Genomic DNA, 14,526 nt, shown 5'->3' with positions numbered 1-14,526 from the left:
ATCTGTCTAGTTTCTAATTAGACATTGGACCTTGAGCAAAATAATTTTTTCACGGATTAGCTAGCTCACGTGCGCTTCAAAACACTTATTGGTTGGTAAGTTAAGAACCATTCTTTTTATTTCTACGAATTCTAAAAGAAACTTCACGAATTCTAATTCACCCATTATTTAGAATACTTAAAGGCGTATTTTTGAGTTGTGCTTATAAAAATCAATGCTATGAAAATTAAAAATCTACTTTTAACGCTCTCTATTCTTTTCTTTATTTTTTCCTGTAAAAAAGAAAATGTTGAAACCGATAATATTTATAAATTTAAAGAATATATCAGTTACACAACTTCTGGTGTAGTTTCTATAGCAAATAATATTGAAATAAATCTAGCGAAAGAAGTTAAAAACTGGGAAGTCAACCAAGAAATTTCAACAGAAATTATTGCTATAAAACCATTCGTAAATGGCACAATTAAAACGATAAACAAGCATGCTTTCGTCTTTATTCCTGATGAAAATTTAGACGCAGATACCGAATATTCGGTCACGGTAAAACTGAATGAAATCTTTAAAGATATTTCTCAAGAATTTAAAAATTACACGTTTCAATTTAAAACAATTGCACCGAATTTTAATATTCAAACGTATAGTTTGCAATCGTATTCTAGAGAATATCAATATTTAGGCGGAACTGTAAAATCTGCGGATGTAATTTCTTTAGAAAATGCTAAAGAATTGATAAATGCATCTCAAAAAGGAATTTCAAAAAATATCGTTTGGAATGAATCTTATGAAAAGGGGAAAATTTTTGAATTTAAAATTGATAGCATTCAACGTTTTGTAGAAGATTCTAAACTAGCAATTATTTGGAACGGAGATCCGATAAAATCGGCATCAAAAGGAAAAAATGAAATGATAATTCCTGGTAAGAATAACTTTAAAATTGTTGGTTTAAAAGTGAATAATAGTTCTGAACAATATATTTCAATTAATTTTTCGGATCAACTTAAAAAACAACAAAATTTTGATGGTTTGGTAACGCTTAAAAACGTGAAAAATCCTCGTTTTATTGTCAACGGAAATGAGTTAAAAGTATTTTCTGAAACGAAATTTGAAGGCGCTATTTTGGTTTCCGTTTTTCAAGGAATAAAAAACATTGATAATTATAAATTAAAAAACAACTATACAGAAAACATCACTTTCGAGCAGAAAAAACCAGAGATTAGAGCAATTAGTAGCGGAACTATTTTGCCAAATTCGAATGATTTAAAATTCAATTTTGAAGCCATAAATGTTAGGGAAGTTGAGGTTAGAATTATAAAAATTTATGAAGAGAATGTATTGCAATTTCTGCAAGAAAATAACATAAATAGCAATAATGAATATGCTATAAAAAGAGTGGGTAGAAGAGTTGCAAAAAAGACCATTACTTTAACTGATAAGAATGAAAAAAACACTCAAAAATGGAAAGCGTATAGTGTAGATTTGGCTAAAATGATGGAAGCGGAACCTGGAGCAATTTATAGAATAGAGTTAAACTTTAATAAAAACCAGGCTATTTACAATTGTTCAGAAAGTACTGTTTCTATTGCTAATAACACTGATTTTGAAGGTGATTATTATGGTGAAGAATATAACAATTTAAGTGAAATTGATGATGAAGAAGAAAGAGAGGAATTGTATTGGGATAATAAATTGTATAGCTACAAGAACTATAATTATAATTGGAGAGAAAGAGACAATCCGTGTCATGAAAGTTATTACAATGAAAAAGGAATTTCTCAAAATTTATTGGCTTCCAATATGGGGATTATAGCTAAAAAAGGGACAAATAATGAATACTTTTTTGCGGTAACAGATCTCTTAAACACAAAACCTATTATTGGTGCAATTGTTAAATTATATAATTTTCAGCAGCAAGAAATTCTATCAACTAGAACAAATACACAAGGTCTTGTAAATGTAGAAAGCTCTAAAAATGCAGCATTTGCAATTGTTTCTAAAGGGAGTAATAGAGGATATATTAAGTTATTAGACGGAAATTCTTTGTCTTTAAGCAAGTTTGATGTTGCAGGAAGCAAAACCCAAAAGGGTTTAAAAGGTTATGTTTATGGAGAACGTGGTGTTTGGCGACCTGGAGATTCTCTGCATTTAACGTTTATATTGAATGATGCGGATAATAAGTTGCCAAAAAATCATCCAGTAAAATTAGAGGTTACAGATCCAAGCGGAAAGTTGGTATATAAAAAGGTAACTTCAGAAAACTTAAATAATTTCTATAAGTTTTCGGTAACAACATCACAAGAGGCAAAAACAGGAAATTATTCCGCAAAAATTTCTGTTGGTGGGGCAAAGTTTTACAAGTCTCTAAAAATTGAAACCGTAAAACCAAACCGTTTAAAAATTAAGATCGATTTTGATCATGAAATTTTATCAAGCAGAAAATCAATTAACGGAACCTTAGCTGTAAAATGGTTACACGGAACGCCTGCAAAGAATCTAAAAACTGAAATTAAAGCAAAGGTTTCGGCGGTTAATTATAGCTTTGAAAACTATAAGGATTATGTTTTTACAGATCCTTCAAGAGAATTTTCATCAGAAGAAATAACTGTTTTTGAAGGGAAATTAGATGCAAACGGAATCGCAAAAATCAATAGTAAATTAAGTATTGGTAAAAATGCTCCAGGAATGTTAAATGTTCAATTTTTGGTAAGAGCTTTTGAAAACGGAGGTGATTTTTCTATAGATGCTTTTACTAAAAAATATGCGCCTTTTACTTCTTTTGTGGGCTTAAAATCTCCTGAAGGAAATAGATATGGTTCTTTTTTTACAGATGAAAATCAGACTTTTTCTGTGGTTTCTGTAGATGAAGAAGGAAATCCGATTCAAAGAGATGAAGTTGAGGTTGAAGTTTATCAAATTCAGTGGCGTTGGTGGTGGAGTGCTGCTGATGATAATTTATCTAGGTATACTGCTAGCAGTTATCAGAATAAATACAAAACTTTAAAAATTAGCACAAATTCAAAAGGAAAAGGAAGTTTCCGTTTGAACATTCCGGAGAAAGACAGAGGTCGTTTTTTAATAAGAGTTCTTGATAAAAAAAGTGGTCATGCAACTGGTAGAACAGCTTATTTCTATAAGAACTGGTGGCAAAATTCGACTTCGGGTGATAAAGAAGCTGCAAAAATGTTGATTTTTTCTGCAGATAAAGAAACCTACAATGTGGGTGAAACTGCTAAAATTACGTTTCCTTCAGGAAGCAAAGGACGTGCATTGATTAGTATCGAAAATGGCACGAAAGTGTTGGAAACAAAATGGGTAGAAACTAAAAAAGGAACCACTTCTGTAGAAATTCCGATCCATAAAAATATGGCCCCAAATGTGTTTGTAAATATTTCTTTATTACAACCGCATCAAGTTTTAGAAAACGATTTACCAATACGATTATTTGGTATTATTCCGCTTTTGGTAGAAGACAAATCGACTAAACTAGAACCACAAATTTCAATGCCAGATGAATTGCAACCCGAAAAAGAGTTTGTTGTAAAAGTTTTAGAAAAAAACAACAAACCAATGACCTATACTTTGGCAGTTGTAGAAGAAGGTTTGTTAGATTTAACACGATTTAAAACGCCGAATGCATTTGATGTTTTCTATGCAAGAGAAGCTTTGGGTGTAAAAACCTGGGATATTTTTGATGATGTCATTGGAGCGTATTCTGGGAGTATCGATCAAGTTTTTGCCATTGGTGGAGATGGGGATTTAGCGAAAGGAAAAAGTCGAAAAGCCAACAGGTTTAAACCTGTAGTACATTTTTTAGGTCCGTTTTATTTAGAAAAAGGAAAAATAACTTCGCACAAAATTACCTTACCAAATTATATTGGTTCTGTGAGAACAATGGTGATCGCTGGTGATGTGAAAAATGAAGCCTTTGGAAATGTAGAAAAAACAGTTCCGGTTAAGAAACCTTTAATGGTGTTGGCTACATTGCCAAGAAAATTATCACCAAAGGAAAAAGTGACCTTACCAATTACCATTTTTGCAATGGATAAAAAAGTAAAGAATGTTACTGTAGAAGTAAAAACTTCCAACGGAGTTTCTGTTGTTGGAAACAAATCTCAAACAATAAATTTTGAGAAGCCAGATGAAAAAATGGTGTATTTTGAGTTGGATGTTTTAAAAGCAAATGGCATCAATACAGTTGAAATTATTGCGAGTGGAAACGGAGAAAAAGCATCTTATAAAGTTGAATTAGATGTTATAAACCCGAATCCGATGACTTCTAAAGTTATTGATGTAACTATTAAAGGAAAACAAACAGAAACGATCAACTTTAACACCTTTGGAGTCGTAGATTCTAACACTGCAATTTTAGAACTGTCTACCATTCCGCCAATCAATTTTTCGGGAAGACTAGCCTATTTAATTCAGTATCCGCATGGTTGTGTAGAACAAACAACTTCAAGTGTTTTTCCTCAATTATTTTTGAATGATATTTTCGATTTAACTGCAGATAAAAAACGTCAAGTTCAAGAAAATATAGAAAACGGAATGAAACGATTAGGAAACTTTCAACAAGCAAATGGAGGTTTAAGTTATTGGCTTGGAGAGAACGAAACAGATGATTGGGGTACAACGTACGCAGGTCATTTTATGTTAGAAGCTGCAAAAAAAGGCTTTGTTTTACCGTTAACATTTAAAAGTGATTTTATTAGATATCAGAAAAATGCAGCAAGAAATTGGAGACCAGATTATAGAAATAATTATACAGATTTAGCACAAGCTTACAGATTATATACGCTGGCCTTAGCAGGAAGTGCAGATTTGTCTGCCATGAATAGAATGCGAGAGTTTAAGCAAATTTCGAATGAAGCAAAATGGCGATTGGCTGCAGCGTATGCCTTGGCAGGTCAAAAAGAAGCGAGTAAAGAAATTATGAGTACTACAAATATTAATTTTAGTACTTCTAAATACAATTATTACTCTTATGGTTCTGTAGATAGAAACCGGGCAATGGCTTTAGAAACGATGTTAATAACCAATCATAAAGACACCAAAGATGTAGCAAAATCTATCGCAAAAGAGTTGTCTAGTAATAAATGGATGAGCACACAGTCTACCGCATATAGTTTGTTAGCAATCGGAAAAATGGTGGTTAAAAACGGAGGAAAAGCAATTAATTTAAAGTACATAAATGATGGAAATAAGGTGGCTATAAAAACACAAAGTTCGTTGGTTCAAAGAACTTTAAAAGTGAAAAAAGGTGAAAATTCTATCCGTATAGAAAATGATGAAAATAATATTGTTTTTGCAAGAATCATCAATTCTGGGCAATTGCCTTTAGGTGATGAAATTTCTGAAAGTAGAGGTTTAAGTGTTGCTGTTCAGTATATCGATTTGAAAGGAAAATCAATCAATATAAATGAGTTGAAACAAGGTCAGGATTTTGTTGCAAAAATAACAGTTAGCAATCCTAAAAATGAAAGTGTAAAAGACATTGCGTTAACACAGGTTTTTCCTTCTGGTTGGGAAATTGTAAACACCCGTTTTACTGATTTTGGAACTTCGATAAAAAGTGAAGCACGGTACACTGATATTAGAGATGATCGTGTAAATTTCTATTTCGATTTGAATCAGCAATCTAAAAAACCAGCAACAAAAACCTTTACTGTTTTATTGAATGCGGCCTATTTAGGAAATTATTATTTACCAGGAGTTCAAGTGGAAGCGATGTATGATAACGATTATTTAGTAAAAACTAAAGGACGTTGGATTGAAGTGATTAAGTAGTCAAACGTCATTGGGAGGAACGAAACAATCTTTGATTTAAGGTTGGAGATTGCTTGCTACCTAGTAATATAGATAATAATATGATTGTCATTCCGAATGACGTAGGAAGAGGAGTCTAAATCGTTATTAAAATGTGAGATTTCTCAATCGCCTAAAAAGGCTCAATTCGAAATGACAATTGGAATTGAAAATAGAAGTGTGATTGTCATTCCGAATGACGTAGGAAGAGGAATCTAAATCGTTATTAAAATGTGAGATTTCTCAATCGCCTGAAAAGGCTCATTTCGAAATGACAATTGGAATTGAAAATAGAAGTGTGATTATCATTCCGAATGACGTAGGAAGAGGAATCTAAATCGTTATTAAAATGTGAGATTTCTCAATCGCCTAAAAAGGCTCATTTCGAAATGACAATTGGGCTTGAAAATAGAAGTGTGATTGTCATTCCTAATGACGTAGGAAGAGGAATTTAAATCGTTATTAAAATATGAGGTTTCTCAATCGCCTAAAAAGGCTCATTTCGAAATGACAATTGGAATTGAAAATAGAAGTGTGATTGTCATTCCGAATGACGCAGAAAGAGGAATTTAAATCGTTATTAAAATGTGAGATTTCTCAATCGCCTAAAAAGGTTCATTTCGAAATGACAATTGGGCTTAAAAATAGAAGTATGATTGTCATTCCGAATGACGCAGGAAGAGGAATCTAAACTGTTATCAAAATGTAAGATTTCTCAATCGCCGAAAAGGCTCATTTCGAAATGACAATTGGAATTGAAAATAGAAGTGTGATTGTCATTCCGAATGACGTAGGAAGAGGAATCTAAATCGTTATTAAAATGTGAGATTTCTCAATCGCCTAAAAAGGCTTATTTCGAAATGACAATTGGGCTTGAAAATAGAAGTGTGATTGTCATTCCGAATGACGCAGGAAGAGGAATCTAAACTATTATCAAAATGTAAGATTTCTCAATCACCTGAAAAGGTTCATTTCGAAATGACAATTGGATTGAAAATAGAAGTTTGATTGTCATTGCGAATGACGTAGGAAGAGGAATTTAAATCGTTATTAAAATATGAGGTTTCTCAATCGCCTAAAAAGGCTCATTTCGAAATGACAATTGGAATTGAAAATAGAAGTGTGATTGTCATTCCGAATGACGCAGGAAGAGGAATCTAAATCGTTATTAAAATGTGAGGTTTCTCAATCGCCTAAAAAGGCTCATTTCGAAATGACAATTGAAATTGAAAATAGAAGTGTGATTGTTATTCCGAATGACGTAGGAAGAGGAATCTAAATCGTTATTAAAATGTGAGGTTTCTCAATCGCCTGAAAAGGCTCATTTCGAAATGACAATTGGAACTGAAAATAGAAGTGTGATTGTCATTCCGAATGACGCAGAAAGAGGAATCTAAACCGTTATTAAAATGTGAGATTTTTCAATCGCCTAAAAAGGCTCATTTCGAAATGACAATTGGGCTTAAAAAAAGACACAAATACATCAAAATTTTGAAAGGAATAAACTACATAAAACGTCATAAGAAGAAAACAATAGTAGTAGTTGTTTTACTGATATTCTATGCATTTTGTTTGCCAACCAAAATGTTTACAAAGCCAACATCTACTGTAATTACAAGTAAGAATAATGAGTTATTAGGTGCGTTAATTGCTAAAGATGGGCAATGGCGATTTCCTCATAACGATTCGGTTCCACAGAAGTTTAAAACCTGTTTAATTCAGTTTGAAGATGAACATTTTTATAAACATCCTGGGTTTAATCCGGTTTCTATTTTTAAAGCATTCAAGCAAAATATACAAGCAGGAAGTGTAAAGAGAGGCGGAAGTACCATTACACAACAGGTAATTCGATTAAGTAGAGACAACAGATCTAGAACCTATTTCGAAAAGATAAAAGAATTAATTTTTGCGACACGTTTAGAGTTTCGATTTTCTAAAGAAAAAATTATTTCTTTTTGGAGCTCTAATGCGCCTTTTGGCGGGAATGTAGTAGGTTTAGATGCTGCTGCTTGGAGGTATTTTAATAGAAATGCATCCCAATTATCTTGGGCAGAATCTGCAACCTTAGCCGTTTTACCAAATGCACCAAACCTGATTTACCCAGGGAAAAATCAACAAAAATTATTGGTAAAAAGAAACCGTTTGTTGCAAAAATTGCTTGCTAAAAAAGTAATAGACTCTTTAACTTATGAATTATCAGTTCTAGAAGAATTGCCACAAAAACCCTATCCACTTCCGCAAATAGCAACACATTTATTGCAGAAAATTAATAAAGAAAAAAAAGGCGAATTCGTAAAAACTACAATCGATAAAAACCTTCAAAATCAAGCAAATACCATTGTGAAAAACCATTACAATCAAATCAATAAAAACGGAATTTATAATATTTCTGTGTTGGTTTTAGATGTAAAAACAAGACAAGTTTTAAGTTATGTTGGTAATTCGCCAACAGATATTAAACATCAAAAAGATGTAGATGTTGTAGACAAACCAAGAAGTACAGGAAGTATTTTAAAACCGTTTTTATACGCTGCCATGTTAGACGCTGGAGACTTATTACCTAATATGTTGGTTGCAGATGTACCTACAAACTTTGGAAGTTATCAACCAGAAAACTTTGATAAAAAATATGCAGGAGCAGTTTCAGCAAAATTGGCATTGTCTAAATCTTTAAACGTGCCAACCGTAAGAATGTTACAAGATTTTGGACTGGAGAAGTTTCATGATTATTTACAGAAATTAAAGCTAAAAGATTTAAAGGAAAACCCGAATTATTACGGATTGACATTGGCTTTAGGAGGAGCAGAAAGTAATTTGTGGGATTTATGTAAAAGTTACGCATCGATGGCATCAACAGTAAATCATTATACCCAAAATTCTAGTAGATATTTTAAAAATGAGTTTTGTGAACCTACCTTTTATGGAAATAAAAAGATTGATTTTGGGCAAAAAACATCAGAAAAAATAATTTTTGATGCGGCTTCTATCTATTTAACTTTCGAGAGTTTGAAAGATGTAAACAGACCAAATGCAGACCAAAATTGGGAATTTTTCGATTCATCAAAACAAATTGCTTGGAAAACCGGAACGAGTTTTGGTTTTAGAGATGCTTGGGCAATTGGTACCACCAAAGATTTTGTGGTTGGTGTTTGGGTAGGAAATGCAGATGGAGAAGGAAGACCCGGTTTGGTTGGTGTGCAGACTGCTGCACCTATTTTGTTTGATGTTTTTGATAAATTACCAAAAGCAGCATGGTTTGAAAAACCATTTGATGAAATGACTGAGATCGAAACCTGTAATAAAAGCGGTTACAGAGCGACAGAAAATTGCGAAGAGAAATCATTGGAATTTGTTCAAAATGCGGGTTTAAAAACAAAAGCTTGTCCGTTTCATATTTTGGTAAATGTAGGCATTTCAGAAAATTATCAAGTAAATACTTCTTGCGAACGTTTAGAGAACATCAAGCAGAAATCTTGGTTTGTGTTGCCACCATTAATGGAGTATTATTATAAAGATAAAAATCCGTTTTATAAATCATTACCAAAATTTAGAAATGATTGTCTGGGGGGGAATAAAAATGCGATGAAGTTTATCTATCCAACAGAAAAAAGTACCATTTTTTTACCAAAAGGTTTTGACGGCAAAAAGAATGAAATTATTTTAAAAGTGGCCCATTCTAATAGTGAAGCTACTTTGTTCTGGTATGTAAATGACACGTATTTAGGAACCACTAAAGAAATAAACGAGTTTTCTGTCTCTTTAGAAATAGGAGATTATATTATCTCTGTTACCGATAATTTTGGGGATGAAGTTCGCCAACAAATAATTGTAAAAGAGTAATTCGTTTAAAGGTTTTTTGTTACGCATCAACTAAATTTATGTGTGATTTATTGAAATAGAAAATTTTAGAGATCTTGTAAGTATATTTTTACGACTGCACCCAGTAGATTCTCACCATGATGTTATTTCAAACGTTACTATTAGAACGTGTTTTAAACAGCGAATTGTTGTTTGTTATTTTAGGAATGGCAATCGCAGCATTTGTTATTGTTAAAGGCGCAAAATTGTTAAGTAGAATTAAAGTTTCTAAAAGAGATAAATAACGAGGCATTGCTTCTTAAGAATTAGATTTTTATTAACAGAAAATCAACCTTTTTTCTTCATATTTGTAAGCTATAAAAAACATTTTTGTAGTTTATTGTTAAATAGGTCATTAAATTATTAGTTTAGAGTAATTTTTAATGATTTTTTAATTTCTTAAAAAATGAAGATTTACCCAATTGAAACAGGAAAATTTAAGTTAGATGGTGGTGCAATGTTTGGTGTTGTTCCTAAAACTATTTGGCAAAAAACAAACCCTGCCGATTCAAATAATTTAATTGATATGAGCATGCGTTGTATGCTTATTGAAGATGGAGAGCGTCTTATCTTAATAGATACAGGCTTAGGTGCAAAGCAATCAGATAAGTTTTTTGGTTATTATTATCTTTTTGGAGACTTCTCTTTAGACAGTTCTTTGAAAAAACATGGTTTTCATCGAGATGATGTTACAGATGTTTTTTTAACACATTTGCATTTTGATCATTGTGGAGGTGTCATTGAATGGAATTCTGAAAAAACACTTTTACAACCCGCTTTTAAAAACGCGAAATTTTGGTCTAATGACAAACATTGGCAATGGGCAACAGAACCAAATCCAAGAGAAAAAGCATCGTTTTTAAAAGAGAATATCAATCCTATAAAAGAAAGCGGACAATTAAATTTTATCCATAGAAATGCGATAGATCAAATTGGTTTTAATGTTTTGTTTATGGATGGTCATACAGAAAAACAAATGTTACCAAAATTAAATTATCAAGGTAAAACAATTGTTTTTATGGCAGATTTATTACCAACCGTTGGGCACATTCCATTGCCTTATGTGATGGGCTATGACACAAGACCTTTATTAACAATTAAAGAAAAAGCCGCTTTTTTAAATGAAGCAGCAGACCATAATTACTATCTTTTTCTAGAGCATGATGCGTACAATGAAATTTGTACAGTAGAACATACAGAAAAGGGAGTTCGATTAAAGAACATACATAAATTTACAGATATATTTAATTAAGAGAAGAGAAATGAGCGTATTAAAACCAATTATTTATACAGCAGTAGCTGCATTTTTATTAGCAAGTTGTAAAACATCAGTAAACACAATTCCGGTTCCTAATGGAGCTGATACCGTGATTAATGTTCCTGCGAAAAAAAGCGTGTTATCTGAAAGTGAAATGCAAGTTTGGAGTCATATGGATTTGCAAACAGACTCAATTCCTGGAATGAGTGTGGCAAAAGCACATCAATTTTTAGAAGGTAAAAAAGGAACAACAGTTATTGTTGCAATTGCAGATTCTGGAATAGATGTAGAGCATGAAGATTTAAAAGACGTTGCTTGGGTTAATCCAAAAGAAATTGCTGGTAATAATAAAGATGACGATAACAATGGATATGTAGATGATATGCATGGTTGGAATTTCTTAGGAAATAAAGCGGGAACAATTGTAAATGCAGATCAGTTAGAATTAACAAGAATTGTTAAAAAAGGAATGGACAAGTTCGGAGATAAAAAAGCTTCAGAAATTGCGGATGCTGATAAAACTGAATTTGAAGAATACTTAAAATTAAAAGAAAAGCACACAAAATCTATTGCTGCTCACCAACAAGAGCTAGTCAATCTTCAACAAACGGAAGATAGAATTAGTCAAGTTGAGCAAAATTTTAAAGAAGTAAAGCAGTTTATGGGTACAAAAGAACTTTCTGTAGAAAATCTAAAAAGTGCAAAACCAGAAAGTGCTCAATTAGCAGCTAAAATTGCAGATGTTTCTAACATGATCGGTAGAGGAATGTCTGAAGCAGGTTTGTTAGACTATAAAAAACAATTGGCAGACTATAAAAAAGGAAAGGAAGCTTCTAAAAGTTACGATTTAGATTTTAATGCACGCCAAACTTTAGGGGACGATTTATATGATATTACAGATAAATTCTACGGGAACAATAATGTAATTGGTTCTAAAGATTTAGAAAGCCACGGAACGCATGTTGCTGGTATTGTAGGTGCTTCTAGAAACAATGCAAAAGGTGTAAACGGCGTTGCAAATAATGTGAAAATAATGGCGGTAAGAGTTGTGCCAGACGGAGATGAGCATGATAAAGACATAGCTTTAGGAATTCGTTATGCAGTAGATAATGGTGCTAAAGTTATCAATACAAGTTTTGGTAAAGCATACTCGCCAAACAAACAATGGGTTTATGAAGCGATAAAATATGCAGCAAAAAAAGATGTTTTAATTGTGAATGCTGCAGGTAACGATGGTAAAGATATTGATGTAGAAAGAACATACCCAAATGATTCTGAAGACTTGGTCAATGAAATTTCTGATAATGTTTTAACCATTGGTGCAATGAGTTTGCATTATGATGAAAAATTACCAGCAACTTTTTCTAACTACGGAAAAATGAATGTGGATGTATTTGCACCTGGTGTAGGTATTTATGCAACTTTTCCGAAAGACGAGTACCAAGCAATTAGTGGTACTTCTATGGCAGCACCTTCTAGTGCAGGGGTAGCAGCTTTGGTTCGTTCATATTATCCGCAATTATCTGCAAGTCAGGTAAAACATATTTTAATGAACTCTGGGATCAAAATTAATTTTGAAGTAATTAAGCCAGGAACGAAAGATGAGAAAGTTCCATTTTCAGATTTATCTGTATCTGGTAGAGTGGTAAATGCTTACAATGCTGTGAAAATGGCAGATAGAATAGTAAACGGAAAAAAATAATTTCAAAAAACAGCGATGAAATCATCGCTGTTTTTTACTTTTATAGTCAAACTTAATCAATTATAACATGAAAAAAAACCTACTTTTAGTTTTTACAATTGCATTGATAACTTCTTGTTCGCAGACAAAAGAAGCAACTTATCAGCAAAAAAAAGATGCTAAGTTTACTACATATTGGCAGCAACATATCGATTATACGATGGATATTGATGTAGATGTAGAAAAACATCAATATAAAGGAATACAGAAAGCAATTTATACAAACAATTCGCCAGATGAATTGACAAAAGTATACTATCATTTGTATTTTAATGCATTTCAACCAGGTTCTCAAATGGATGTTCGTTCTTTAAATATTAAAGATCCAGATAGAAGAGTTAGAGATAGAATTAGCAAATTAAATGCTGATGAAATTGGGTATATAAAAGTGAATTCACTTACACAAAACGGAGCAGCAGTTTCTTTTGAAACTGTAGGAACTATTTTAGAGGTAACCTTAAATAAACCTATTGCATCTGGTGAAAGTGTAACTTTAGATATGGTTTTCGATGCACAAGTTCCGGTTCAAATTAGAAGATCTGGTAGAAATAGCAAAGAAGGTGTTGCTTTATCTATGGCGCAATGGTATCCTAAAATGGCAGAATATGATTTCGAAGGTTGGCATACACCACCTTATATTGCTAGAGAATTTCATGCAGTTTGGGGAGATTTTGATGTGAAAATTTCAATTGATAAAAAATATATTCTTGGAGGAACGGGATATTTACAGAATCCGCAAGAAATTGGTTACGGTTATGAAGACAAATCAAAACCTTTAAATGTGCCAAATACAGACAAATTAACTTGGCATTTTAAAGCGCCAAATGTGCACGATTTTATGTGGGCTGCAGATCCTGATTACAACCATGATATTTTAAAAATGGCAAACGGAATAGATTTACACTTCTTGTACAAGAAAAACTTAGAGGCAAAATATTTAAGTAATTGGAAAGATTTACAATCGAAAACGGCTGATTTAATGACTTATTTTAGCAAACATATTGGTGCATATCCTTACAAACAATACTCTGTAATACAAGGTGGAGATGGTGGAATGGAGTATGCAATGTCTACTTTAATTACAGGAGAAAGAAGTTTTGGAAGCCTTTTTGGAGTTACAGCACACGAAATGGCACATACATGGTTTCAGTTTATTTTAGCTACAAATGAAAGTAAATATCCATGGATGGATGAAGGTTTTACTTCTTATATTTCTAACAAAGCTTCTTATGAGATTTTAGATAGAGGAGATAATAACCCGAATGCAGGTCCTTACAGAGGTTATAATTATTTAGTAAAAAACAATATCGAAGAACCATTAACAACGCATGCAGACAGGTACAATACCAATGCAGCTTATGGTACTGCAAGTTATGGGAAAGGAAGTATGTTTTTATCTCAATTAGAATATATTATTGGGGCAGAAAATGTTGCAAACGGACTTAAAAAGTATTTTGCAGATTTCAGTTTTAAACATCCAACACCAAATGATGTAAAACGTTCTATGGAAAAAGTTTCTGGTATTCATTTAGATTGGTATTTAAACGAATGGACACAAACAATTCATACAATAGACTACGGAATTAAATCTGTGAATGGAAAAAATATAACGCTAGAAAGAATCGGACAAATGCCAATGCCGATGGATTTAGAAGTTGTTTATACAGATGGTTCTAAAGAGCATTTTAATATTCCGTTAAGAATGATGCGAGGAAACAAACCTACCACAGCAACCGTTTTAAAAGATTGGGGTTGGGCAATGCCAACGTATTCTTTTAACGTTTCTAAAGCTGTAAAATCTGTTACAATAGACAAAAGTAAGTTAATGGCAGATGTAAATGATGACAATAATGTTTTTGAAGTAGAGTAA

8 protein-coding genes are annotated in these 14,526 nt (G+C 32.3%); all 8 read left to right on the top strand.

Annotated elements, in window-relative coordinates; genetic code table 11:
* Positions 1-219 precede the first annotated feature (219 nt).
* The 8 genes from ES045_RS00800 (at position 220) to ES045_RS00780 (ending at position 14,526) form a co-directional block, all read left to right on the top strand.
* A complete protein-coding gene (locus tag ES045_RS00800) occupies positions 220-5,781 on the top strand; it encodes an alpha-2-macroglobulin family protein (protein ID WP_147110900.1) in 5,562 nt (1,853 codons plus the stop codon).
* A gap of 568 nt (positions 5,782-6,349) precedes the next feature.
* Positions 6,350-6,490: a hypothetical protein gene (locus ES045_RS16260; protein ID WP_189662989.1), complete on the top strand. Its 141-nt coding sequence runs from the start codon at positions 6,350-6,352 to the stop codon at positions 6,488-6,490.
* Between the two features lie 447 nt (positions 6,491-6,937).
* Positions 6,938-7,078 (top strand): hypothetical protein, encoded by a 141-nt coding sequence (locus ES045_RS16255; RefSeq protein WP_189662988.1) that lies wholly within the window; start codon positions 6,938-6,940, stop codon positions 7,076-7,078.
* 170 nt (positions 7,079-7,248) lie between these two features.
* Positions 7,249-9,639: a penicillin-binding protein 1C gene (gene pbpC, locus ES045_RS00795; RefSeq protein WP_147112065.1), complete on the top strand. Its 2,391-nt coding sequence runs from the start codon at positions 7,249-7,251 to the stop codon at positions 9,637-9,639.
* A gap of 116 nt (positions 9,640-9,755) precedes the next feature.
* Positions 9,756-9,902 (top strand): hypothetical protein, encoded by a 147-nt coding sequence (locus ES045_RS16250; RefSeq protein ID WP_189662987.1) that lies wholly within the window; start codon positions 9,756-9,758, stop codon positions 9,900-9,902.
* Positions 9,903-10,063: 161 nt separating this feature from the next.
* On the top strand, positions 10,064-10,909 hold the full coding sequence (locus tag ES045_RS00790) for an MBL fold metallo-hydrolase (RefSeq protein WP_147110897.1): 846 nt from the start codon (positions 10,064-10,066) through the stop codon (positions 10,907-10,909).
* Positions 10,910-10,919: 10 nt separating this feature from the next.
* Entirely contained in the window at positions 10,920-12,617 is a 1,698-nt protein-coding gene (locus ES045_RS00785) for a S8 family peptidase (RefSeq protein ID WP_147110894.1), read from the top strand.
* 67 nt (positions 12,618-12,684) lie between these two features.
* Positions 12,685-14,526, top strand: coding sequence for a M1 family metallopeptidase (locus tag ES045_RS00780; RefSeq protein WP_147110891.1), 1,842 nt, complete (start codon positions 12,685-12,687; stop codon positions 14,524-14,526).

Source organism: Polaribacter sp. IC073, assembly GCF_007997075.1.
Classification (GTDB): domain Bacteria; phylum Bacteroidota; class Bacteroidia; order Flavobacteriales; family Flavobacteriaceae; genus Polaribacter.
The sequence above is the reverse complement of the archived record's forward strand: the minus strand, read 5'-3'. Positions and strand labels throughout refer to the sequence as shown.